24 protein-coding genes and 1 tRNA gene are annotated in these 23,960 nt (G+C 65.3%); 14 read left to right on the top strand and 11 right to left on the bottom strand.

Going from position 1 to position 23,960, the window contains the following annotated elements:
- Positions 1–190 precede the first annotated feature (190 nt).
- The 5 genes from AB0O71_RS06770 to AB0O71_RS06790 all read left to right on the top strand — a co-directional run bounded on the left by AB0O71_RS06770 (position 191) and on the right by AB0O71_RS06790 (position 4,868).
- Positions 191–724, top strand: coding sequence for a hypothetical protein (locus tag AB0O71_RS06770; RefSeq protein ID WP_363743546.1), 534 nt, complete (start codon positions 191–193; stop codon positions 722–724).
- Positions 725–740: 16 nt separating this feature from the next.
- Positions 741–1,019 (top strand): hypothetical protein, encoded by a 279-nt coding sequence (locus tag AB0O71_RS06775; RefSeq protein ID WP_363743548.1) that lies wholly within the window; start codon positions 741–743, stop codon positions 1,017–1,019.
- Between the two features lie 138 nt (positions 1,020–1,157).
- Positions 1,158–1,445 carry a hypothetical protein gene (locus AB0O71_RS06780; protein ID WP_363743550.1) on the top strand — a complete coding sequence of 96 codons (288 nt, stop codon included), beginning with the start codon at positions 1,158–1,160 and terminating at the stop codon, positions 1,443–1,445.
- Between the two features lie 565 nt (positions 1,446–2,010).
- Positions 2,011–3,120 (top strand): hypothetical protein, encoded by a 1,110-nt coding sequence (locus tag AB0O71_RS06785; RefSeq protein ID WP_363743552.1) that lies wholly within the window; start codon positions 2,011–2,013, stop codon positions 3,118–3,120.
- 92 nt (positions 3,121–3,212) lie between these two features.
- Positions 3,213–4,868: a hypothetical protein gene (locus AB0O71_RS06790; RefSeq protein ID WP_363743554.1), complete on the top strand. Its 1,656-nt coding sequence runs from the start codon at positions 3,213–3,215 to the stop codon at positions 4,866–4,868.
- Positions 4,869–5,088: 220 nt separating this feature from the next.
- Here the strand turns inward: AB0O71_RS06790 and AB0O71_RS06795 are convergent.
- Positions 5,089–5,171, bottom strand: a tRNA-Leu gene (locus AB0O71_RS06795).
- A gap of 133 nt (positions 5,172–5,304) precedes the next feature.
- Here AB0O71_RS06795 and AB0O71_RS06800 point away from each other — a divergent pair.
- From AB0O71_RS06800 to pknB, 7 genes are read left to right on the top strand one after another with little or no spacing between them, the layout of a single operon-like run.
- Entirely contained in the window at positions 5,305–6,225 is a 921-nt protein-coding gene (locus AB0O71_RS06800; RefSeq protein ID WP_363743556.1) for an FhaA domain-containing protein, read from the top strand.
- The gene (locus AB0O71_RS06805; protein WP_363743558.1) at positions 6,222–6,785 is read left to right on the top strand and encodes an FHA domain-containing protein; all 564 of its coding nucleotides are present in this window, start codon (positions 6,222–6,224) and stop codon (positions 6,783–6,785) included. The genes AB0O71_RS06800 and AB0O71_RS06805 overlap by 4 nt, the downstream gene beginning before the upstream one ends.
- Before the next feature lie 2 nt (positions 6,786–6,787).
- On the top strand, positions 6,788–8,059 hold the full coding sequence (locus AB0O71_RS06810; RefSeq protein WP_363743560.1) for a protein phosphatase 2C domain-containing protein: 1,272 nt from the start codon (positions 6,788–6,790) through the stop codon (positions 8,057–8,059).
- Entirely contained in the window at positions 8,052–9,452 is a 1,401-nt protein-coding gene (locus AB0O71_RS06815; protein ID WP_363743562.1) for an FtsW/RodA/SpoVE family cell cycle protein, read from the top strand. The genes AB0O71_RS06810 and AB0O71_RS06815 overlap by 8 nt, the downstream gene beginning before the upstream one ends.
- Positions 9,449–10,936, top strand: a complete 1,488-nt coding sequence (locus AB0O71_RS06820) for a penicillin-binding transpeptidase domain-containing protein (protein WP_363743564.1) — start codon at positions 9,449–9,451, stop codon at positions 10,934–10,936. The genes AB0O71_RS06815 and AB0O71_RS06820 overlap by 4 nt, the downstream gene beginning before the upstream one ends.
- Entirely contained in the window at positions 10,933–12,735 is a 1,803-nt protein-coding gene (locus tag AB0O71_RS06825) for a protein kinase (RefSeq protein WP_363743566.1), read from the top strand. Before AB0O71_RS06820 ends, AB0O71_RS06825 begins: the two co-directional genes overlap by 4 nt.
- A gap of 57 nt (positions 12,736–12,792) precedes the next feature.
- Positions 12,793–14,508, top strand: coding sequence for a Stk1 family PASTA domain-containing Ser/Thr kinase (pknB, locus tag AB0O71_RS06830; RefSeq protein WP_363743569.1), 1,716 nt, complete (start codon positions 12,793–12,795; stop codon positions 14,506–14,508).
- Positions 14,509–14,607: 99 nt separating this feature from the next.
- On the opposite strand, the gene AB0O71_RS06835 is transcribed toward pknB, so the two are convergent.
- Genes AB0O71_RS06835 through AB0O71_RS06845 form a run of 3 tightly spaced genes read right to left on the bottom strand, consistent with a single transcriptional unit; the run spans position 14,608 to position 16,177 of the window.
- A complete protein-coding gene (locus AB0O71_RS06835; RefSeq protein ID WP_363743572.1) occupies positions 14,608–15,243 on the bottom strand; it encodes a gamma-glutamyl-gamma-aminobutyrate hydrolase family protein in 636 nt (211 codons plus the stop codon).
- The gene (locus AB0O71_RS06840) at positions 15,240–15,389 is read right to left on the bottom strand and encodes a hypothetical protein (RefSeq protein ID WP_363743920.1); all 150 of its coding nucleotides are present in this window, start codon (positions 15,387–15,389) and stop codon (positions 15,240–15,242) included. The genes AB0O71_RS06835 and AB0O71_RS06840 overlap by 4 nt, the downstream gene beginning before the upstream one ends.
- Positions 15,390–15,397: 8 nt before the next feature.
- Complete coding sequence (locus tag AB0O71_RS06845; protein ID WP_363743575.1) at positions 15,398–16,177, bottom strand: class E sortase; 780 nt, start codon at positions 16,175–16,177, stop codon at positions 15,398–15,400.
- 58 nt (positions 16,178–16,235) lie between these two features.
- On the opposite strand from AB0O71_RS06845, the gene AB0O71_RS06850 reads away from it, so the two are divergent.
- Entirely contained in the window at positions 16,236–16,511 is a 276-nt protein-coding gene (locus AB0O71_RS06850) for a cell division protein CrgA (RefSeq protein ID WP_363743578.1), read from the top strand.
- Positions 16,512–16,624: 113 nt separating this feature from the next.
- Here AB0O71_RS06850 and AB0O71_RS06855 read toward each other — a convergent pair whose 3' ends face one another.
- Both AB0O71_RS06855 and AB0O71_RS06860 read right to left on the bottom strand, forming a co-directional pair.
- A complete protein-coding gene (locus AB0O71_RS06855; protein ID WP_363743581.1) occupies positions 16,625–17,551 on the bottom strand; it encodes a rhomboid family intramembrane serine protease in 927 nt (308 codons plus the stop codon).
- 12 nt (positions 17,552–17,563) lie between these two features.
- Positions 17,564–18,073 (bottom strand): peptidylprolyl isomerase, encoded by a 510-nt coding sequence (locus tag AB0O71_RS06860; RefSeq protein ID WP_363743584.1) that lies wholly within the window; start codon positions 18,071–18,073, stop codon positions 17,564–17,566.
- A gap of 183 nt (positions 18,074–18,256) precedes the next feature.
- On the opposite strand from AB0O71_RS06860, the gene AB0O71_RS06865 reads away from it, so the two are divergent.
- Positions 18,257–18,748 carry a DNA/RNA helicase gene (locus AB0O71_RS06865; RefSeq protein ID WP_363743587.1) on the top strand — a complete coding sequence of 164 codons (492 nt, stop codon included), beginning with the start codon at positions 18,257–18,259 and terminating at the stop codon, positions 18,746–18,748.
- Between the two features lie 106 nt (positions 18,749–18,854).
- Here the strand turns inward: AB0O71_RS06865 and AB0O71_RS06870 are convergent, their stop codons facing one another.
- From AB0O71_RS06870 to AB0O71_RS06890, 5 genes are all read right to left on the bottom strand, one after another.
- Positions 18,855–19,340 (bottom strand): NUDIX domain-containing protein, encoded by a 486-nt coding sequence (locus AB0O71_RS06870; protein ID WP_363743589.1) that lies wholly within the window; start codon positions 19,338–19,340, stop codon positions 18,855–18,857.
- A 62-nt stretch (positions 19,341–19,402) separates the two neighbouring features.
- A complete protein-coding gene (locus AB0O71_RS06875) occupies positions 19,403–20,608 on the bottom strand; it encodes an alpha/beta hydrolase (RefSeq protein WP_363743592.1) in 1,206 nt (401 codons plus the stop codon).
- Positions 20,609–20,692: 84 nt separating this feature from the next.
- Positions 20,693–21,709, bottom strand: coding sequence for a hypothetical protein (locus tag AB0O71_RS06880; RefSeq protein WP_363743595.1), 1,017 nt, complete (start codon positions 21,707–21,709; stop codon positions 20,693–20,695).
- Complete coding sequence (locus AB0O71_RS06885; protein ID WP_363743598.1) at positions 21,706–22,422, bottom strand: response regulator transcription factor; 717 nt, start codon at positions 22,420–22,422, stop codon at positions 21,706–21,708. Before AB0O71_RS06885 ends, AB0O71_RS06880 begins: the two co-directional genes overlap by 4 nt.
- Positions 22,410–23,606 (bottom strand): histidine kinase, encoded by a 1,197-nt coding sequence (locus AB0O71_RS06890; protein ID WP_363743900.1) that lies wholly within the window; start codon positions 23,604–23,606, stop codon positions 22,410–22,412. The genes AB0O71_RS06885 and AB0O71_RS06890 overlap by 13 nt, the downstream gene beginning before the upstream one ends.
- Positions 23,607–23,960 lie beyond the last annotated feature (354 nt).

A 23,960-nucleotide genomic window follows, 5' to 3' on the forward strand; every position in this document is an offset into this window, starting at 1 on the left:
CCGACGTCGCCAGGCCCGTCTGGGGCGCTTGACGCCCATCGAGTTCGAGACCATCATGAACACGACCGTCGCACTGGCGGCGTGACTAGGAACTGTCACCTATCCGTGCAGCAGTCCCAATCGGGAAGTGTCGGGGCTGTAAGCGGGAAGTGTTGGCTGTGACCCGTGTTCGCGTTTTAGCGTGCCGGACATGAACACGACACGAGACCCCAAAAGCGCGCTGCTGGAACATGCAGCCCCGCCGCGAACACTGTTTGACGATGTCCACGACTTGTCGCCGACTTTCATACTGGCGCCCTGGGAAGTGCCGAGCTGGTCGTGGCGTGCCGAACACCTGACCCGGTCTAAGCAACCCGTCACTGGTGGCATCGCGGAAGTTCGCATGCTGGTGCGTGCAATCGATGGAGCGGGTTGGCCGTGGACGGTCGTGATGAATGGTGACAACTCTGCATGGTTTCAGGTACTTGGCACCGCAGAAGCCTGCCTTCTCGAGGTTGCCACGCAGACATCGATTGGGATGCTCGCCCGCACCCATGACCAGAACGTCACCACACATGTGATGTCGCCCGAGTGTCGGTTCTGGGTGCCGACGTGCCTGACGGACGAGCTCTTCACTGCGGAAGAGGCGGCCGAGATTGGGATCGGGTTCCTCACCGGTGCACCCTTGCCGGATGCTCACACAGTCCGCCGAGTCCATCTCGGCGACCCCGAATCCCGGAACTAGGAAAGGAAGAACCACCATGTCAATTGAGATTGCTTGCACCATGACGACCCGACTCGAAGTGCTCGACGAGGGATCCCTGTACGCGACTGTGTTGGAGCAGATGATGTGCCGGGTTCCGCACCGCGCACCATCAGAAGTGCTCGTGAGCCGAGTTCTCGCGTCACCGGAGGCGGCGGTCCGGTACCTCTTGCTGCAGACCGTGAGGCCCAAGTTCTCGACCGGGCTGGACCCGGTCGTGGACCTAGTCGTCGAGACCAAAGCGGTGACCAGCACACCAACAGGGTCGACCTCATGAGCTACCCGACCCTCATTCGCATGGCACTCGGACTCGAGAACTCGCGTGAGGCGCTCAGGATTCCAGGACCACTCCGCACACCTGCGCTCGTCTCTCGCGCCGGCTCGTCCGTGCTGCATATAAGTAAGGAGACTCGTCATGTCGCATGAAATTGTGTGCACGATCCATCTGCGGTTCGAAGTCGTCGATGAAGACATGCTGCAAGACGCGACAATCAACCAGCTCCTCGCACCAACCCTGAAACGACAACCCTCGGGTGAGTTGGTGCACGAGGTGTTGTCGTCTCCTGAAGCGGCCGTGCGGTTCCTCCTGCACCAGAACGTGAGGGTCCCGTTCACGAGCGGACTCCGGCAGGTTGACGGGATGGTCGTGCGAACGAGTAACGCGACCGGGACACCGGCGCAAATGCGGGACGAAGAGCTATGAAACCGTTGGTCTGCTCCTGTCCCGATCATCGGTCACACCGTCCAGCTGTCCTTTTGGAACTCTGGCAGCCGGTCGCCCGGGGTGACTGTTCGATCGGGTCCGAAGTACCATTCAACCCCAGCTCTGACCTCGGGTACGAGGCGGGCGAATGCGAGCATATCGGTGACGGGGAGGAGCGTCTCGCCGCGTTTCAATCGGTACAGTTTGTCTCCACTCATCCCAACCGAACGCGCAAGCGCTGCCGTCGATACGGACTCTTCAACAGAGTACTCATCCAGGAGTACCATCACCAGATGCTGCAACTGGGCTCCATCGACATGACGCGGATCCGCCCCCTCTGCCGGAGACAACCACTTCGCAAGATTCCCAAACCGAAGCCGGTCCGCGAAGACGTTTCTGGGCACGAAAGACGCACCCGTCCCACTGGGTCGGCGCACCACAACTAACCTCCAAAAAGTTCTCTGTCCGCTTACTACCCTGTCACAGAATGCACCGCATTCACGGTGTCGACACACGTCTCGGTGATTTGCGCGGCAGATGCTATTCGCGCCGCACTCATATGGGTATGAGCGAAAAATCGAATGCAGCCCGCACACCCTTTAATCACCGGAACCGTTCGGGAGATACCCCCGAGTGCGAGCACCTGATCTTCACTCCGCACCCGAAGACCACGGAATACGCCGCGCACCTTCTTGACAACCTCGGCTCGTTCCGCCGGGCAACCTCGAAGACCGCAAAAGCGTTGCGCGAGATCGGCTACTACGACTTCCCCGAGGAGGTGATGACGTACATGCGCACCCGGAAACCAGACGTGAGCCCCGAAATGTGGGGCCGGATCCAGCAATTCGTAGAAGACGCCGTCGTCCTTACCGCACCCCAACTTCCCTACGCCGCCGGCCTCGTCCAGTCCACAACAGCGAAGTATGTGGAGTGGGTCATCACCGTAAAGCACCTCCCACTCGACGGCCGCATCATCTGGTCCCGTCAAATGATCGACCTGTACGTCACCGACGCGAACTCCCACCTCGCTGAAGGCATCCGCCGGAACTACCGCGCCCACCTCAACCGTGTCAGCAAACTCCTCTGCCCGGACGAGCACCCCTACGAGTACACCCCGCAAAACCGCAAAAGCACCGTCGCGCCGTACACCGCGACCGAGATGACACAGTTCCGGTCGTGGGCTGCGAACCAGAGCATTCCCAAGAAACGCCGCCGAGGCATCGCGATGCTCGCATTCTGTGCTGGTGCCGGTCTCACCTCCCGCGAGGTTGCCCTGATCACTCCCACACACATCGAAGTCACCCCGGCCGGGATCATCGTGAACGTTCCCGGAACAAACCCGCGACGAGTGCCCGTCACCCCGGAATGGGATTCCTGGATCCTCTCCCTCCTCGAAAACTGCCCTAAAGATCAGGTCCTCTGGGGCGAGATCATGCGGAAAGACCACTCGAACCTCCTCTCCACGTTCGTCGAGAACGCTGAAGGGAAAGGTCCTCGAAGTGACCGCCTCCGGAACACCTGGCTCGTGTGGCACCTCAACAACCGCACCCCCATGAAAGACCTCTTCTACGCCGCCGGGTTCCGGAAGATGGAACACCTCGCACGCCTCCTCGCACACTGCGAACTCCTGTCGGACTCCGACTACGTGTCCGTACTTCGCGGAGAGGCAAACTAATGCGCGACACCACTGCAGCTGACGCCGCTCTCGAGGAAGTCTTTGGCGTTGGAGTCAACGATCTCCGTCGGGCCCGCTCGCGCAAGAGTGACATGCCCAACGTTCTCTTCTCGAAGTTCCTGCATGTCATTGACGCGTCGGGCATCATCCCGCGTCTCGAGGCTTGGCACACCGAGGACTCCATCAACAATGCCGGACGAAAGTCGACCCTCCCCATGCGCGCCGGCCTCATGGCTCTGCTTCTCAATTCTTACTGGGGTAACGGGTACAGCTATAAGGAGGTCGCTGCCTCCCTGTTTGATCGCATTACCAAGGAGCAAGCCTCACGTCTCGGGTACAACCCCGACGAATGCAGCTACGACGAGTGGTACCACCGCGCTTGGCGCACCATGCAGCGCATCCTCGAAACCATCGACCCCTGGCACCACACCAAGGGACTCGGAAAACGTCTCACTGGAGACCAGTACGCCATCGCACGAGACCTGTACGACCCCACACGAGAGGACCGGGCCCACGAAATGGCACGACTATTCGTTCGAGCAAGCATCGAACTCCTACCCAAGAAATACTTGGCCGGCTACAAAGGAGACGTCGCACTCGACTCCACCTTTATGCGCGTCCAAGGATTCATCAACCCGAACGACTACTCCAAACGATCCCTACGTATCCGCAAGGGCATGAAGAAGCGCGACATGCTCAACGGCGACTACCAGTGCGAGTGGTACACCCGCGAGGGAGACCATGACGGCAGCGACAAGAAGCACTCGCTCCCCGGCTACGAGCTCGACACCACCGTCATGATCGACGCCAAGAATGGTGCCTTCCCGTTCCCCCTCATCACGGGAATCTCGTTCCACCGCCCAGCTGAAATCGCTTACGGTGCCCGATCAACCATCGAACAGCACTCCGCATTCACTGCTGAACGCGGCCTTGTCGTCGTCGACCGCGCCTTCAACGGACTCGCATCCGAACAGTTCCAGGAACCAGTCCGGAAGCTCCGCTACGAAACCGTCTACGACTACAAGCGCAACGACCTTGGCGCACAAGGCTCCGTGCCCGGAAAGCCCATCATCATCATCGATGGAGTGCCCTATGTGAACCGTATGCCCGAGAGCTACATCATGATCTCCCGCTGGCATGCCGAGGGTGAGATCGATCCCGCTACCGGGGAACCCTACACAACCGAAACTCGTGACGAGATCTTCGAAGCCCGCGCCGCATACCGGATGAAGGCAAAAGGCAAGGTCGATTCCGACGGGCACCAGCGATTCGAATACCCAAACCCCCGCAGTTACCTCGCATTCGACCCCGCCACCGGGAAGTCAACCACCGACAACCCCACCGGGAGTGTGACGATCGGACTCGAAGCGAAGGTCATCAAGCACCTCCAAAAGTTCCCCTGGATGTCGACCGAATGGTTGCGCGCCTACGGGCAACGCAACCAGGTCGAAATGAGTAACCGACTCATCAAAGACCACCGCTCCGAGAACATCGGAAACGCCGCCTCCCGACCCGCACGAGGATTCGCCTACAACTACCTCGTCGCCATGATCGCAACCGTCTCCACCAACATCCGCCGCATCATCGTCGGCATCACAAACCTCAACACCCTCGACGACAACGGTCAGCCCAAGCAGCGAGTGCGCAAGCGCCGCGACAGTAACGGCTACCGACTCGCCCGCAACAACCAGCCCACCATCCACGAAACCGGTGAGCAGATACTGCCACCCGACCTGGCCCGGGAGTAACAACTCCCGGCCCCTAACTCAATATCTGAACGACCAGTAGCCCGAAAGGGTTACTGGTCGTTTCTGCATTCAGCCAAGAACACAAAGACGGCTCCACTCAAACCGAATCTGCCGAAATCCTGCGCCAGCCAAACAAAAAAGAGCCCGGATCAGCAACCTGATCCGGGCTCAATTCGTATTACACAATCAATGACGGCTCTAAATCACAAAGCCGCCCTCGTGCGCGAGGGGGGACTTGAACCCCCACGCCCTTGCGGGCACTGGCACCTGAAGCCAGCGCGTCTGCCATTCCGCCACTCGCGCGAGACGTTTCCTGAGCGCTTCCACTCAGACAACTCCCCTAGCTTAGCAGCCGAAGCCCGACTCACCAAAGCGGGCTAAACTAAACCAAACCGCCGCGGGCGTCGCCCGGGCAGACGAAGGGACGAGACGGCACGTGGGCATTCTGGATAGCGTCGAGCGCGGACTCGAGCGAGCCGTCAACGGCGCGTTCGCCCGCACGTTCCGCTCCGGAGTGCAGCCCGTCGAGATCGCGTCCGCTCTGAAGCGCGAACTCGACATCGGCGCGGTGGTCGTCGACCGCGATCGCGTGCTCGCACCCAACCGCTTCGTCGTGCGCGTCTCCGAGAAAGATGCCGATCGCTTGTACCAGCTGGGCAGCACGCTCGGGCAGGAGCTGCGCGGCGTCATACTGAAGCACGCGAAGCGGCAGAGCTACCAGTTGCTGGGCGAGCCCGACGTCGAGATTCGCAGCGACGCTTCGATCACCGTCGGTGTGCTGCAGGTCGACGCCTCTCGCGTGGAAGGCGCAGTCGACTGGGTCGCCGCCGTCGACGTCGACGGCACGCGCCACGAATTGAGCCGCGGCACCACCACGGTCGGTCGCGGCAGCGATTGCGGCATCCGCATCACCGACAACGCCGCCTCGCGCAAGCACCTCGAGCTCATCTGGGACGGCTCCGCCGGCATCGCCCGCGACCTCGGCTCGACGAACGGTTCCAAGATTAACGGCGAGCGCTTCCGCGAAGCCGCGCTCTCTCCCGGCACCGTCATCACCATCGGCCAGACGGGCTTGCAATTCCAGCTCGTACCCGGCCGTGAAGCGAAGGCCGCGCAGCGCCCGGCACCCCCGGCCCCGACACGCGCGAATCCGGCGCCGCGTCAAGACTCGAGCCAGCACCCCCAGGCGCCCGCCGCCGACTTTCCGAGCGCGGCGCCGAGCGCCGGACCGGCTCCCCGAATTTCAGACTCACCCGACCGAGGCGCGCCACGCAGCGCCCCACGCACCTCGAGCCCGAAGCCCGCGCAAGAAGCGGCGGACCCGGGCATCGATGAAGACTTCTGGAGAGGCCTGTGAGCGAACTCACCCTCCTGATCCTCCGCATCGGCTTCTTGCTGGTGCTGTGGATCTTCATATTCGCGATTGTCTACGCCCTGCGCAGTGACCTCTTCGGGGCGCCGGTGCGACGCATGAAGAGCGATGGTTCGGCCCCTTCCCCGTCGGTGCAGGCGATGACGCCCGTGTCACCTCCGACGCACTCCCCCGCGCCAGCCGCCGCACAGTCGTCGCAGGCACCGGCGATCACGCCGGGCGGAGGCGCGCTGCCGTCAGCGGGTGGCGTCGGTGCGCCCAAGCACCTCGTCATCACGTCGGGCGTGGCGTCGGGCACCTCGATCGTGCTCGATGACGACCTCGTGACCATCGGTCGCAGCAGTGATTCCACCCTCGTCATCGTCGACGAATACACCTCCACGTACCACGCGCGTCTCGCCCGCACGGGCGATGAATGGATCCTCACGGATCTCGATTCCACCAATGGCACGCGCCTCGATGGCGCGCGTGTCACGAAGTCGCTCCCCGTTCCCCCGTTCACGCCCGTCACCATCGGCACGACCACGTTCGAGCTGAGGCCCTGAGCGTGACGGTCGCGTATACGAGCGCCATCGGCTCCCACGTGGGCATGGTGCGGTCGAACAACCAGGATTCCGCCTTCGCCGGCGACTACATCTACCTGGTCGCCGACGGCATGGGCGGCCACGCGGGCGGCGACGTGGCCTCCGCGATCGCAGCGAAAGCGATGGCCGAGCTCGACGTGCCCCCGACGGGCAGCCCAGAAGCGACCACCAATGTGCTGCGCACGGCGATCCTCGACACGAACACGAAGTTGCGCTCCACCGTGCGCGATCGCCCTGAGCTCGCCGGCATGGGAACGACCTTCACGGGATTCATCCCCGTCGAGGATCAGCTGGCCATCGGCCACATCGGCGACTCCCGCCTGTACCTGCTGCGCGACGACACACTGCGGCAGGTCACCAAGGATCATACCTTCGTGCAGCGCCTCGTCGACAGCGGAAAGATCACCGAGGAAGAGGCGAAGATCCACCCGCGCCGCTCGGTGCTGATGCGCGTGCTCGGCGACGTCGACTCCTCGCCGCAGGTCGACACGCAGGTGGTCGACACGCAGCCGGGCGATGTCTGGCTGCTGTGCTCCGACGGCCTGTGCGGGTACGTCGACGACGTCGACATCGAGAAGATCCTGCGCCGGCGCTCGACGCTGCAGGGCGGCGTCGACGCCCTCATCGACAAGAGCCTGTCGCACGGTGCGCCCGACAACGTCACGGTCGTGCTCGTCGAGACCGTCGCGGCTCCGGCAGTCGACCCCGGCGACACGCTCGAGCTCAAGCAGGAGGGACGGCGCTTCGCAGGCTCGGCCGCCACGACCGAGGCCGCGATGGACGGCACCACGTCGACGGCGCGCAATCGTCTGCTCAGCCGCAAGCGCGCGGTGCGCAAGGCTCCGGTCGTCGAGGAGAGCCACTTCGAGTCGCGCGTCGACGAGTACCTCGCCGAGCTCATGGCCGAGACGAAGCGTCGCAATCGCAGGCGGCGCCTGCTGTGGGCGCTCGGCGCGGTCGCCGTGCTCGTCGCGATCGGCGGCGCCCTGCTCGTCGGGTATCAATGGACACAGACGCGCTACTTCGTGGGCACCGACGACGAGACGGTCATCATCTACCAGGGCGTGCAGCAGAACATCGGCACTCTCTCGCTCTACTCCGTCGCTGAGAACACCGAGATACCTCTCGAAGATCTCGACGGTCTCGAGCAGCGCCAGGTGAAACGCACCCTGACAGCCGGGTCTCTCGAAGACGCCAGGGACATCGTGCTGCGATTGGGGGATACCGATGAGTAACCCTCAGCCGTCGGGCGGCGCGGAAGCCCGCACCTTCGAGAAGACGCGCACGAGCGAGACCGTACTGCAGCGCATCACAGCCCTGCGCGCGCCGCGTAAGCTGCAGGCGCTCGAGCTGTCGCTGCTCCTCTTCGCGATCGCCATCGGCGTCGGCGCCATCGTCATCATCGACCTCACCGTCAGCGGAGCCCCGTCCACGGAGCTGCTCCCGATGGGCATCGCGTTCGTCGTCGCCGTGATCGGGCTGCATCTCACGATCCGCCGCATCGCGCCCGATGCCGATCCGCTCATCATGCCGATCGCCGCGATGCTGAACATGGTGGGCGTCGCGATGATCTACCGCATCTCGTTCGACGAGGAGGGCGCGGACCCGGTGCGGCAGCTCTTGTGGTCCACCGTTGCGGTCGCCGCGGCGATCGTCGTGCTCTGGGTGATCCGCAACCACATGGTGCTCTTCAGGTACACCTACCTCACCGGTCTTGCGGCGGTCGTGCTGCTGCTGCTGCCTATGCTCCCGGGCATCGGGCAGACGATCAACGGCGCACGCGTGTGGATCAACATCGGCGGGTTCTCGTTCCAGCCGGGCGAAATCGCGAAGATCCTGCTCGCGATCTTCTTCGCCGGGTATCTCGTGCGCAGCCGCGACTCACTCGCGATGGCCGGAAAGAAGATCCTCGGCATCCGGTTCCCGCGGGCCCGTGACCTCGGCCCGCTGATCGTCTTCTGGCTCGCTGCGATGTCGGTGCTCGTCTTCCAGCGCGACCTCGGCACCTCGCTGCTCTACTTCGGCCTCTTCCTCTCGATGCTGTACCTGGCGACGGGCAGGATCGGCTGGATCATTCTCGGGCTCGGCCTCTTCCTCGCGGGCGGGCTCCTCGCGAGCCAGACTCTGAGCTACGTCGGCAACCGATTCGCCAACTGGCTCGACCCGTTCGCCGACCCGAACGGTGCCAGCTACCAGATGGTGCAGGGCCTCTTCGGAATGGCCAACGGCGGCATGACGGGCACTGGCCTGGGCCAGGGCTACCCGTGGGTGACTCCACTCTCATTCAGCGACTACATCATCCCGAGCCTCGGTGAAGAGCTGGGCCTGATCGGAATCTTCGTGATCCTCGCCGCGTACCTGCTGCTGGTCGGGCGCGGGCTTCGGATCGGCTTCGCCGGGCATGACGACTTCGGCAAGCTGCTGGCTGCCGGGCTCGCGTTCACCATCGCGTTCCAGGTCTTCATCGTGGTCGGCGGCGTCACGCGCGTGATCCCGTTGACGGGCCTCACGGCACCCTTCCTCGCGGCCGGCGGCTCGTCGCTCGTCTCCAACTGGATCATCATCGCTCTGCTGATCCTCCTCTCGAACTCGGTGCGCAACCGACCGAAGCTGGTGATCCGCGCATGAACAAGCCCCTCAAGATCATTACCCGTGCCGTCTTCGGCATGTTCATCGTGCTCTTCTTCTCGGTCACCATGATCCAGTTCGTGCAGGCCGACGACCTCCGCGCCAACTCCTTGAACTCGCGCGCGCTCATGAACAGCTACAAGGTCGAGCGCGGGGCGATCCTCGTCGATGGCGATCCCGTCGCCTTCTCCACTCCGACCGACGACGATTTCCGCTACGTGCGCGAATACTCCAACGGAGCGATGTACTCACCGCTCACCGGCTACTTCTCGCGCACCCAGGGCATGACGGGCCTGGAGTCCGCGATGAACCAGGACCTCTCGGGAAGCGGCAATGCGCAGTTCTTCACGCGCATCATGAACACCCTGAACGGCGTCGAGCCGCAGGGCAGCTCGATCGAGACCACGATCGACCCGGCGGCGCAAGAGGCGGCGTACGCCGCGATGACCGAGAGCGGCTTCGAGGGCGCCGTCGTCGCGCTGGAGCCGAAGACCGGCCGAATCCTCGCGCTCACCTCGACGCCCGGGTTCGATCCCAACGCCCTGTCGAGCAACAACGACGCCGACATCATCACGAACTACCGTCAGCTCAACGACGACCCGGCGCAGCCGCTCCAGAACCGCGCCATCGCCGGCGATCTGTACCACCCGGGATCGGTCTACAAGCTGATCTCGGCCGCCGCGGCGATCGAGGCGGGCGAGGCCACGCCGTCGACCGAGTTCGACAACCCGGCGCAGTGGACGCTGCCCCAGTCGAGTTCTGTGCTGCAGAACGCCTCGCGCAGCACGTGCGGCACGGGCGAGAAGGCGACACTCGAGCAGGCCATCGTACTCTCGTGCAATATTCCGATCGCCGAGATGACGACGAAGATGGACGACAACGCGGTGCCCGACATGGCGGTGAAGTTCGGATTCGAGCAGGATCTGACAATTCCGACGCCGGTCACGCCGAGCCAGTCGCCAGTGCCAGAGAGCAAGGCGCAGGTCGCCCTCTCCTCGATCGGTCAGCAGGATGTGCGTGCGACGCCGCTGCAGATCGCAATGGTCTCGGCGGGTATCGCCAACGACGGAACGGTCATGAAGCCGTCGCTCGTCGACAAGGTGATTACGCCCGATCTGAAGGTCGAGAAGGAGTACGCGCCCGAGCAGTTCAGTCAGCCGGTCTCGAAGAAGACGGCGGACGCGGTCGCGGGCATGATGGAGCGCGGCGTGGACTCGCCAGAGGGCCTCGCGCAGAATGCGGGCATCGATGGTGTGCGCGTCGCGGGCAAGACCGGTACCGCCGAGAACGGCACGGACGCAGATGGGAATGATCTTCCCTTTACGCTGTGGTTCACTGGTTTCGCACCGGTAGAAGACCCGGAGGTCGCGGTAGCCGTTGTGATCGCCGACGGCGGCGGCGCGAACTTCGGAAATGAGGGGGGCTCATTCGATCTCCCCACGGCTGTTGGAAAACGAGTAATGGAAGCGGTGTTGAGCGAATGAGGCCAGCGGCAGGGATCACATTCGGCGGACGCTACGAGCTCAGCTCGAGGATCGCCGTCGGTGGCATGGGTGAAGTGTGGAAGGCGACCGACAGCATTATCGGCCGCACCGTCGCCATCAAGATCCTCAAAGACGAGTACATGGGGGATCCGGGCTTCCTCGAGCGCTTCCGCGCCGAGGCCCGTCACGCCGCTCTCGTGAACCACGAAGGCATCGCCAACGTGTTCGATTACGGCGAGGAGCAGGGCTCCGCGTACATCGTGATGGAGCTCGTCCCGGGCGAACCGCTCTCTGCGATCATCGATCGCGAGGGGCGCCTCCCCGCCAATCGCGTGCTCGGCATCGTCGCGCAGACCGCGACGTCGCTGCAGGCCGCGCACGACGCCGGTCTGGTGCACCGCGACATCAAGCCCGGCAACCTGCTCATCACGCCAGAGGGGCGCGTGAAGATCACCGATTTCGGGATCGCGCGCATCGCTGACCAGGTGCCGCTCACCGCGACCGGTCAAGTCATGGGCACCGTGCAGTACCTCGCACCCGAGCAGGCCAGTGGGCACACGGCGACCGCGGCGACCGACATCTACTCGCTCGGCGTCGTCGCCTACGAGTGCCTCGCGGGGAAGCGCCCCTTCACGGGCGAGTCGCAGGTCGCGATCGCCATGGCGCAGATCAACGACACGCCGCCCGACCTGCCCAACGACATTCCCGAGCCCGTGCGCAACCTCGTGTACGCCTGCCTCGCGAAGGATGCGGCAGGTCGGCCGATGACGGCCGCGAAGCTCGCGCAGGCCGCCACCGCCCTGCACCGCGGAGACGTGCAGCTCGCAGCGAGCTACGTGCCCCAGGTGCTCGGCGACAGCCAGCCGGCGACGATGGCGCTGCCGCAGACCGCCTCGAACGATGCTGCGACGACGGCGCTGCCGCGCACATCGGCAATGCCGAGCACCACGAACGTGCCGGAGGTCGGCGACGACGAGAACCCGGCAGAAGCAGACCCGAAGAAGAAAAAGAAGAGCGCTTGGACCTGGCCGCTCATCACGCTGCTGGTGCTGCTTCTGCTGATCGGCGGCGGCACGGCGATTGCGTTGCTAAATGGCAATGGCGACGACGACAGCCCGCCGACCACAACCACGACGCGCACCACGACGCCGTCGGAGACGACGACCCCACCCGAGCCGACCACCGGCGCGGTGAACGGCGATGACGTCGTCGGGCTGAATGTCGAAGAGGCTGTCGGGTACCTGCAGGGACTCGGTTTCACCAACGTCACCACGGCCGCGGGAAACCAGGCACCCGATGACCAGGTGAATCTGGTGACGTCGGTCAACCCGACGGGCAGCAGCGTACCCCTCGACGAACCCATCACGCTGACCTACAACGTCGCCTACGGCGACGCCCCTGCGCCCGGTGCGCCGACGGGCACCAGTTCGGTCAAGTCGGGAGCATCGTTCACCGTGTCGCTGCCGACCTACATCTGCCCCACCGGCATGCAGGTCTCCAACTACAACATGAATGTCGCTCCCGAGGGCAGCCTTGCGGGCCTCTCGGGCACCACCGTGAACCTCGTCGCCGAGGAGCTCGAGCCGGGCGCGGAGAACGGCACCATCACCGTGAACTACACGGTTTCGTGCCAGGGGAACGGCACCGAGCGCGTCTCGCCGGCCTCTCCCGACCTGGCCATCACCGTCGAAGCGCCGGAGAAGGCGCCGAGCACTGGATCCAATGGCGGGTCGAACGGCGGCTCCAACGGGTCGAACGGCGGCTCGAACTCCGATTCAGATGGCGGCACCGACGGGTAACCGCTCGACCACAGCGAAATACAGGTTCGCATCGCGATAAACTGAGGACGGCAATCCATGACCACGGAAGAGGTGAACATGCCCGAAACGACCGACGTCGGCGAACAGCGAATTCTCGCCGGCCGGTACGCGATCGGGGAGTTCGTCGGCCAGGGTGGCATGGCGACGGTGTACCGCGGTACGGACACGAAGCTCGGCCGCCAGGTCGCCATCAAGGTGATGAAGGCGGATCTGGCTGGCGACGCGCAGTTCCGCTCGCGATTCCGCCAGGAGGCGCAGTCCGCATCGCGCATGGCCCATCCGACCGTCGTGCGCGTCTTCGACGCGGGCGACGACCTCATCCAGACCGCTGATGGGCCGAAGCGACTGCCGTTCATCGTCATGGAATACGTCGAGGGCACGAATCTGCGTCAGCTCGAGGCCAAGGGCCGTCTGTCTCAGTCGGAAGCCTGCCGCGTCGTGGATTCCGTGCTCACCGCACTCGAGTACTCACATCGAGCGGGCATCGTGCACCGCGACATCAAGCCGGCCAACATCATGATCACGAAGAGTGGTCAGGTAAAGGTCATGGACTTCGGCATCGCCCGAGCCGTGTCCGACACGTCTTCGACGCTGCAAGAGACGACCGCTATTCTCGGCACCGCAGCATATTTCTCGCCCGAACAGGCCAAAGGCGAGTCCATCGATGCCCGCACCGACCTGTATTCGACCGCGGTCATGCTGTACGAGCTCCTTACCGGCGATGTCCCGTTCCGGGGCGATACAGCAGTCGCGGTCGCATATCAGCATGTGAGCGAACGGCCGAAGCCCCCGAGCGAACGTGAGCCCGAAGTCACGCCCGAGCTCGACCGCGTCGTGCTCTACGGTCTCGCGAAGGATCGCGCCAAGCGATTCCAGTCGGCCTCCGAGTTTCGCGAGGCGCTCCGTGAAGCGGCGAATGGACGTATGCCCAAGCTCGCCGTCCAGCAACAGGACACGGTGCTGTTCTCCGGTGGTGAGGAAGTCTCGGAGTCGGATCTCGCACTCCGTCAGCTCTCCGATGGGGGCGGCGCGACGCGGACGCAGAGCCGGCCGCCGGTGATGTGGACGTGGGCCGCGATCCTCACGATCGGAGCGGTGATCATCGCCGTGGTCTTCTGGCTGGTCACGCTCGCTCCGCAAGAGTTTCTCCCGGACTCGTCGCGCGAGGTTCCCGAACTTGTCGATATGCAGCGGGGTGAGGCGCTCGACCGATTACGAGAGCTCGAGCTCACCACGATCAGCGTGGAACAGACCAGCGAGACGGTCGCCAACGACCACATCATCTCCACTGTTCCCGAAGCTGGTTCGGTGCTCACCGCAGGCGACAGCATCACCGTTTACGTCTCCACCGGTCCTGAGACAGCGAAGGTGCCCTCGATCGGTCGCATGACGGAAGAGGATTACCGCCAAGAGCTCGAGGACCTCGGTCTGACCGTGGGCATCGTCTCGAAGCAGGACGATCCCACTGAGGCCGCCGGTCGCGTGATCAGCGTCACGCCGGAGCCCGGTACCGAGGTGCAGTCGGGCACCGGCATCGAGATGATCGTGTCGAGCGGCAATGTGCAGGTTCCCGAAGTCATCGCGCAGCCGATGCAGGTGGCGAAATCAATGGTCGAGAGCCTGGGACTCAACGTGACGTACACCCCGGATCCCGCTTGCCCCACCGTGGAGGGGTATCCGATCATCGCGCAGTCGATCGTAGGATCCCAGGCTCAGCGCTCCGCGCTCGAGCTCAAGTACTGCGCCGGCTGACTTGCCGGTCGAACCCTCGGGGCTCTGCGTGATGCGGTCTCAGGTTCGGGCTCCGCAGGCCTCATAGGCACCTCGGCGTATGCGGCCCGGGGGCGGTGATCAGTCGACGAGTAGTGGTGACAGCGTCCGCGCAACCTCTGCCGCGTTCGGTACTCCGACAACGGTGAGCCAGTTGCCGAGCTGCTGATATCCGCCCTCGGTGAGCACCGACTCGGGGTGGTACTGAACGCCGTAGATCGGCAGTTCGCGGTGTCGTACGGCCATGACAATGCCGCTCGCCGTCTCGGCGGTGATCACGAGGCTTTCAGGTACGGTCTTTCGCACGACCGCGAGTGAGTGGTATCGAGTCGCGTCGAACTCCTGCGCCACGCCGGCGAAGAACGGGTCATCGGTGTGGAGCACACGCGACACCTTTCCGTGCATCAGCTCTTCCGCATGGGTCACCGTCGCACCGAGCGCTTCCGCAATGGCCTGATGACCGAGGCAGACACCGAGCAGCGGCACTCCGGTGCGCAACGCGAGATCCACCATCGCGATCGAGACGCCCGCGTCTGCGGGAGTGCCCGGACCCGGAGAGATGAGTACGCCGTCGTACTCGGCGACGAGGGCCTCCAAGCCGCCGGTCGTCACCTCGTCGTTGCGAATCACATGCGTTTCGGCGCCCAGCTGCTGCAGGTACCCGTTCAGCGTGTAGACAAAGCTGTCGTAGTTGTCGATGACCAAGATCTTGCTCACGTGTTGACCGTTACTTCCTCGCCAGGCATCTGCGTGGCAACCCAGGGGTAGACGTACGCGATCAGCGCGTACACGACGGCAGCTGCGACGAGCAGCAGCACGATGACCCGGAGCCAAGCCGGGCCCGGAAAGAAGCGCCAGAGCATTGAGAACACTATTCTTGGTCCCCTCTGAGCGCCTGTGTTGCGCCCATCGTCGGATTGAGATCGAGCAGCTCCTGCGGGGGCCCGTCGGCGCGGGGCTGGAAGCCCTCGTAGACAGAGTAAGCGATCGCGCGTTCGTCGCTGCCGGCCATCTTCGGATGACAGGTCGTCAGCGTGAGGATCTGATCGTCACCGGGGGTGCCCTCAAGCCGCGGGAACGGATTCAGTACGTCGGTCTCATCGGGCAGCACGTACTCGATCGACCGGAACCGGTAGGTGTACCAACCGTCGGCGGTCTCCACGAACAGCGGGTCACCCACCCTCAGGTTCATGACCTCGCGGAAGGAGTTGATGAGTGGCCCCGACCGATGCCCGGCGAGGGCGACGTTGCCGGGCTCTCCCGGCATCTGCGTCATCTTGTAGTGACCGATGCCCTTGTCGTCGAGGTTCAGCACCGTTTCCCAAGCCGTCGTCTCGGCGACGCGATTGGCGTACGTCGTGCCGAAGGAGGGCACCCGGAGCACCGCGAAGACTTCGGCTTCTGCAGGACGCGCCGTGACCGGAACCACGCCGTCGAACGGCTCCGACGAGGCCTCGCTGTCCCATCGAGCCGAATCCTCAGCCGACAGGTCGCTCTGCTTTGCCGTGACGCCGACCCCGGTGTGCCAGGGCTGCCACACGATGTAGCCCATGACGGCAAGGCCCCCGACCAGCAGCAGTTCACCGATCACGGTCAACGGGCTCAGCCGGGCGCGACGGCGCCGGCGGCTCCTCTCGACTGTCTCGTTCACCCCCACATTCTAAAGCCCGCTCACTGGGCGTGGGCCAGGTTCCAGGTAGACTGGGCTCATGGCAGCAGCTGGAAAGAATGTAAGTAAGCGGAATTCGGCCGAGGTTGCGCAAAACCGTGCGGATCTTGCGGCTGCACGAAAGGACGCTCCGAACCCCGTGTGGTTCAAGCCGGTGATGTTCGGCTTCATGCTGCTCGGTCTCGTCTGGATCGTGCTCTATTACATCACCAGCGCGGGTCTGCAGCTCCCCGTGCCGGCGTTCGGTCAGGCCAACATCTTCATCGGCTTCGGACTCGTGCTCGTCGGCTTCTTGATGACTCCTTGGTGGAAGTAGCGCGGTTTCCCCCCGAATGACACAGCTGTAATTCCTCCCCAGGTGGGGATGAAACTGTGGATAACTGACTGAGGCCCGGCAATCGCCGGGCCTCAGTCAGTTCTGTGGCGTTGTCAGCCGATGAAGTTGGCCGCCGGAGCGACGACGAAGTACGCTCCCGAAGCGAGCACCAGTAGGGCTCCCAGACCGACCAGGCCGGCAACGCGCTGCTTGCGCCGCCTCGGCCCCCGCGTCGCGAGAAGCACCCACATGGTCACGGCACCCACGACCATGCCTCCAAGGTGCGCCTGCCACGAGATGGCGGCGCCCGGGATGAAACCGATCGCGAAGTTGATCGCGATGAGCACCGCGAGGGAGGTGATGTTGACGCGCGCGGCGCGCATCGTCACCAGTGTGGCGGCGAGCACACCGAAGATGGCGCCCGATGCGCCGACGGTCGGGGCGACCAGCGACTGCGGGTCGGCGTACGCCCACATCATCACGCCGAGCGATCCTCCGATGCCCGCGAATACGTACAACACCGCGAATGCACCGCGACCGATGGTCTGTTCGAGATTTCGTCCGAACAACCACAATGCGTAGAGGTTGAAGAGGATGTGGAAGATGAAACTCGGCGAATGCGTGAACATCACGGTCAGCATGCGCCAGGGCTCGAACACGCCGGGCATTGAGTACAACGGCGCGTACCAGAGCGCTGCAGTGACCTCGTTTCCGCCGAACGTCGCACTCAGCCACTGCGCGGTGAAAATCACGCCGCACAGAATCATGACCCCGTAGGTCACCGGGGCGTCCATGGCGGCGATTCTCCGACCGGCCACCCGCGTCGACCGAGCTGCGCGCTGGGTCGCCGGCGCGCGCATTTCCTTCGTGCATTCGGGGCACAGCACTCCGACGGGCGAAACGACCTGGCAGTCGCCGCATATCGTGCGCCCGCACCGCTGGCACAGCGCGAAGCTGCGCACCCCGGGATGCCGGTAGCAGACGTCGTCGGGGCCGGGCTCGACGCGTTCGCCGTACGCCGGCCCCGACTCGTTGCTCACCTGCGAACGTCCTTACGCTGCGACGACGTCGACGCCGGAGATCACGACGTCTTCGACGGGACGGTCTTGCGCACCGGTCTGAACGCCGGAGATGGTATCGACGACGGCCTTCGAGGCATCATCGGCGACAACGCCGAAGATGGTGTGCTTGCCATTGAGCCAGTCAGGCGCGGTCGTGGTGATGAAGAACTGCGAGCCGTTCGTCCCCGCGAGACGTCCCGTCATATCGGGGCGCTTCCCGGCGTTCGCCATAGCCAGCTGGTAGGGCTCGGTGAAACCCAGCTCGGGGTGGATCTCGTCATCGAACGTGTAGCCGGGGCCGCCGGTGCCGGTACCCGTGGGGTCGCCGCCCTGGATCATGAAGTTCGGGATGATGCGGTGGAAGATCACGCCGTCGTAGAACCCCTTCTCTGCGAGATCGACGAAGTTCTTCACCGTCTTCGGGGCGTGATCGCCGAAGAGGTTGACGACGATGTCGCCGTGGTTCGTGTGGATGGTAGCTACTGAGGAGTGAATCGTCATGCGACCAGTGTAGGCCGGGAGGGGTGTGAAGAAAGTGTTGTCAAGGCCCTTCGGACCCTGGGAAACCCTGACAACGCGCCGTTTGCGGGCCTCCCTCGGCCGCCGAGCGGTCGGTTCGGTGTAGCGTGGAGGCTACGGGTGATATGGCTCAAAGGATTGCCTCGTCGAGCAAGGAGGATACGAATGAATCTCTCACGTAAGCGCCGCCGCGAACTCCGTAAGCTGCGGAAAAACGCCCAGGAGCTGCTCGATCAGCAGCGCGTCGTACTGGGACATGCCGGGGAGGTGCTCGGTCAGGCCGGTGGACAGGCGCGGCGTCTCAGCGATGAGCACCTCGCACCGCGCATTGATGGAGCTCTCGAGGCCGTGCGGCCGACGATCGACCGCGGTACAGCATCGGCTCGCCGGGCTGCGGACGCCGTGCGCCGTGCAACGACGCCGTTCGTAGCGAGCGCGCTGGCTCGAACGGTTCAGGCGCTCGATGAGATCGACAACCCGAAGGCGGCGAAGAAGGTTCGCGGCTTCGGTGAGCGCTCGGGCTACCTCAAGCCGAAGCGAAGCGCGGGCGGCGTGGTCGCTCTGGGCCTCGGCATCGCGGCCGCAGTGGGCGTGGGCTATGCACTGTGGCAGGCATTCCGCACGGATGACGAGCTCTGGGTCGCCCCCGAGAACTGATCTCGCTGCGACGAATGGCGTTCTGGCTTTCGAGCCGGAGCGCCATTCGTCGTTTCAGGCCGGCGCATCGCGACCCTGACGCGAGCTGCTTCGCGATCGGCCGCGGCTACTTGCGCGGTTTCGCAGTGCGGCTCTGACGGTTGGCGCCCTTTCCGGGCTTCGCCGCGGGGCGTCGGTTCAAGCCCGCCATACGCAGGCCGGTCTGCACGAGCGAGAGCGTGCGGAGTGACTTGAGGTCGCGCAGCGCCACCCAGCGGGCCTCATCGGAGGAGCCGTCGATCTCGTTGCGCAGCGGTCCATCGATCACGGTGGCGCGGTAGACGATGCGAATGGTGTGCAGTTCGGGGTTGTCGCCGGCCGGCACTTCCTCCCGCACCATGACGCGTGAATCGACCCCGAGCAATTTCCCGACGCGCGCCTCGAGCCCGGTCTCCTCGGCGACCTCACGCACGACGGTGTCGCGAGGATCCTCACCGTTCTCAATGCCGCCTCCGGGCAGCGTCCAGCCATGCAGATGACCGCGTCGCCAGTGCGTCAATAGGATCTTGCCGCGCCGCTCCACCACGGCATAGGCGGCTACTCGAAGATCCATGATCCGAGCCTAGTCGGTCGGGCCGTGCAGCGGCTCCACGCGCGCCGGGGTGGACCCTCACCTCAACCGCGGGCGCCCGGTGCAGTCGTGCTCGGAGCCGCGCTCCGCGGGGTGTTCCGTGCGGCCGCCCAGCCGACGACCCAGCGGTCGAGTCGAGCGTACGCCTCTGCTCGAACCGAATCGCGCGATAAGAAGACGTCGTGCAACGCACCGTCGAGTCGCTCGATGGTGAGCGATGCGCCCAGTCGCAGCGATGCCTTCGCGATTTCATCCACGTCGAGCACCGTATCGGCGCTCGTAAGACCCGGATCCCACCGCAGTGGAAGGGCCGATCGGGCAGACAGCAGCATGACCATCGGAATCTCAATCCCGAGACCCCGGCTGACGCGTGCGTGACCTGCGAGGATCGCACGGAGCCAGACCGTGAGTACCGCATGACTGCGCGTGGGCCGCCATCGCTCATCGATCAGGTCGAGCTCGTCGGCGGGGCCCACCTCGCGCTGCGCCCGGGAGTAGAGCCCGGCATCGAACTGCGGCGCCGAATCGCGCAGATTGAAGCGTGTTCCCAGGTCGAGCAGCGGCGCGAGCATCTGCCGGCCGGCTCCCGTGAGCTGAAACTCGAGCCACGGGCTGTTGAGCACGAGCCCGTCGGCGCGCCCAGGATGGGCTGCCGCCCACAGGCTCAGTATGAGTCCGCCGGTGGAGTGCCCGAAGAGCAGCAGCTTGCGCTCGCTGGCCGCCTCGTGTCCCATCGCGGAGAGCGCGAGGCCGATCTCGAGGTCGTAGTCTTCGAGGTTCTCGATGTATCCCGGCGTCTGGCCATCGCGCAAGCTCCGGCCGTACTTCCGCAAGTCGAGCGCGTAGAACCGAGCACCTCGGTCCGTCCAGAAGCGGGCCATGGTGCGCTGAAAGAAGTAGTCCGACCACCCGTGCACGTACAGCACGTCCACGTCGTCCAGCACGCGCGTGCGATGCAGCACGCGATCCAGTAGGGCCGCTCGCGCCGGGAGGCAGCGCACGAGCGTTGCGACGAGCGGTCCTTCGTCATCTGCACCGAGGTCGAGCTCCGCCGCCTCGAAGCCCGCGCCGAGCACGTCGGGCGCCCACGTCACCGACACGGGCGCAGTCGGCGGTGCCGTGGCGGACTGCTCCGCGGCCGCGGAGGTCGCAGAGCGCGTGTGGTGCGGCCCCGAAGGCTCCGGATCGCCTCTCGCCGAGAGAAACGGCCCCGGGCGGCCGTGTCGCGCCGAAACCCCGCCGTGGTCCATGCGCCCAGTGTACGGGTCGCAGGCCACGGCGAGGCGGAAGGCCGTCTGCGCGCACCCGGCGATGGGAGAGCACGCGAACTCAGGTCACTGCAGCGTCACCTTCGCGGCTTCCGCGCGAACCGTGACGACGTGCTGTGCGTCAGCGGCCTTCGAATCGTCACTCTTCGACAGGCGATCGTCGAGTTCACCGAGTTCGGTCTTCGCATCGACGAGGTAGTCCGCCTCCGGCAGATCGAGCGCCGCGCTGCCGGTGCTCGCGTCGACAGACACGCGATCCGGGGCCTCGCCCGTGAGCGACACGCGCGCCAAGCCGGCTTCAACGGCGACCTCTGCCGTGGCGACATCCGCGAGATCCAACTCGGCCTTGCCCGCCTCGACGTCGACCGCCAAGTGCTCGGCGCCCCCCTCGAGGCGGATCTCGCCCGCCTCGAGTCCGAGGTCGAGCGAACGGAAGGATCCGGAGCCGCGCACCGCACCGGCTTCGACGCTGATATCGGCGTCGAGCGTGCCGGTCTCGCTCATCGATTTGGGAAGGGTCAGCGTGGCCGTCGCATTTCCGAACCCGCTCGCCCCGCAGTTGAAGACGCAGCCCGCCGTCAAGGCTCGTGCGGGCGTCTCGACACTCAGTTCGCCCTCCTCGACGATCATCGTCCACTCGGCCGCGCGGTCTCCGCTCGCGACGAGTTCGGCTTCGGTGACGTCGCCGAACTCCAGCTCGAACCCCGCGGCCGCGATATCCAGGTCGAGCGACCGCACGTCATCGACGCTTGCGAAGTACGTCTGCGTTCCGGAGCCGTCGTCCACGACGGGACTCGCCCCATCGCCCGTGTCATGGTACCCCTCCTCCCCGGTCGCATTGCCGACGATCGCATCGATGCCGTCATAACGCTGAGGCGCGATCGAGGAGTAGGCCGCGGAGACGCCGACGGCGAGCAGCGCCACTCCGCCGACGGCCGCGGTGACCGTGACGATGGCGCGCGTCGTCGGGAGCCGCTTGCCCGGTGCACCGGACTGGCGCTGCGCGTCGGGCTGCTCGCGCTGCTGCGCGTACGGTGGCTCGGGCTGCTTGGGAGCCTGGTGGGAGTCTGAGGGGGGATTCATGCGGGTGCTCCGGTCTGTGTGTTGGGGAACGGTCGATCGGCGTCGGGGGCAGTTGCCGGCGACGATCCGATGCTCTCGAAGTGGGCGATGGCCGCTAGGACCCTGCGATTGCCTCCGCCGTCGGGCTCGAGCTGGAGCTTCTGGAAGATCGCCGTGATGTGCTTCTCGACACTCGCTTCGGACAGGAACAGAAGCGCGGCGATCGCCTGATTCGACCGGCCCTCCGCAAGTGCGGCGAGCACGGTGCGCTCACGCTCGGTGAGTGCGCGCATCCGGTCGTCTCGGGAGCGACGCGTCAGAAGCTGTGCCACGACTTCGGGGTCGAGAACGGTGGCCCCGCCCGCGATGCGGCGCACCGACTCGATGAACTCCCCCACGTCTGCGACACGATCTTTCAGGAGGTACCCGAAGGCGCCGCCCTGGGCTGCGATCAGCTCGCTCGCATAGCGCTCCTCCACGTACTGGGAGAGCACTAAGACTGGCAGACCCGGGCGCACCCGTCGCAGCTCGAGCGCCGCCAGGATGCCCTCATCGGTGAAGGTCGGCGGGAGGCGCACGTCCAGGATGCACAGCTCTGGCTCGTTGGCTTCCACCGCGCCGAGGAGACCACTCGCATCGGGCAACGCCGCGACGACGGTGTGCCCGCCGTGTTCGAGCAGACGGACCAGCCCTTCCCGCAGCAGTACGGAGTCTTCGCAGATCAGGATGCGCACGGGACGCTCACCTCCAGGGTCGTCGGGCCGCCGTTCGGGCTGTCGAGCCGGGTCGTACCGCCCGCGGCGAGCACCCGGTTCATGATCCCGTCGAGGCCGCCTCCGGGCGTGACCCGGGCTCCCCCGATGCCGTTGTCCTCCACTCGAGCCCACAGCTGGGGCGCCTGCGTCGGGCCGTCCTCGCGCATGCGCACCACCACGCGGGCTTCGCTGGCGCGGGAGTGCTTCGCCGCGTTCGTCAGCGACTCAGCGATGGCGAAGTATACGGCGGCTTCCGCGTCGCGGCTGCAGCGGTCGGTCAACCGCACGTCGAGGTGCACGGGGATGTGGGAGCGTGCAGCGAGCGCCGAGAGCGCCGCGTCCAGCCCGCGGTCGTCGAGCACCGAGGCGTAGATGCCCCGGGCGAGCTGCCGCAATTCCGTGATCGCTGCCTTCGTCGAGGTGTGCGCCTCGGCGACGAGCAGCTTCGCCGCCTGCGGATCGGTATCGATCTTCTCCTGAGCGAGTCCGAGGGTCATGCCCACCGAGACGAGCCGGGGCTGCACCCCGTCGTGCAGGTCGCGTTCGATACGGGTGCGCTCGACGTCCGCTGCGCGCACCGCGCCCTCGCGCTGACGCGCCGACAGGCGTGCGGTCTCCGTGAGCTCGGCTTCGGCCGCACTCGAACCGATGATCGCGACTGCGATGAGCCGGTGCAGCAGGGCGAGACCGACGATACCGGCCGCGCAGAGGAGCATACCGATGATGCCCGGTTGCCACCACACGTTGAACGTGCGGAAGACCGAGACGAACGCTTGCACGAAGCCCTGCACGAGACCCAGCACGGCGGCGCCGAGAGCGCTCGCGATCGCGAAGTTCGCGACCGCGCGCCACATCCGTCCGTCGACCGCCTGCCGCGCCATAGATGCGAACCAGCCGCTGAACCCCGGCGCGCGCCGTTGCTGCCACTGCGGTGTTGAGACGTGGAGTCCGTACAGGCCGCCGACGCGGTAGGTCTCGAACCACGCGATGCCGAAGAGCGCGTACACCAGCGCGAGGAGGAACACGAGACCCACACCGATGACGAGCATCCCGATACCGGTTCCCATGAGCGTCAGAAGCATGACGGTGATGGTGAACCCGACGACGCCGAGTGCTGCGAGATGCAGCAGGGTCAGCAGGAGGTTGAGGGGCGCTTTCGGCATCTGGGCCGTGGCCGACGGGGTCGGTGTCGACCGCTTCGACTTCTGCGGCCGGGAACCGCCGGGCGGCGGCGCAGGCGCGGCCGGGGCGGCTTGGGCGGTAGGCGGGGCGGTGTGCGCGCTGGACGCGGCGGCCGGCGCTCCTGCCGGCGCTGCGGATCCCGCGGGGTCAGCGTCCCCGGTTTTGGGGCTGGAGAGCGGCGGCAACGGTGTTGTAGCTGCCGCCGAATCTGAAGGAGTGGTCATGCCTCTACGGTAGGTGCTCCCGCGGGCGCACCGTGAGCGAGTGACCCCGAGTGCACCGTTCGGGGTTTCCCTACTTCACGAGGACAATGACGGTCTCGCGCTGCGGGGCCG

It is taken from the genome of Leucobacter sp. NPDC077196, from assembly GCF_040687075.1.
Lineage (GTDB): Bacteria > Actinomycetota > Actinomycetes > Actinomycetales > Microbacteriaceae > Leucobacter.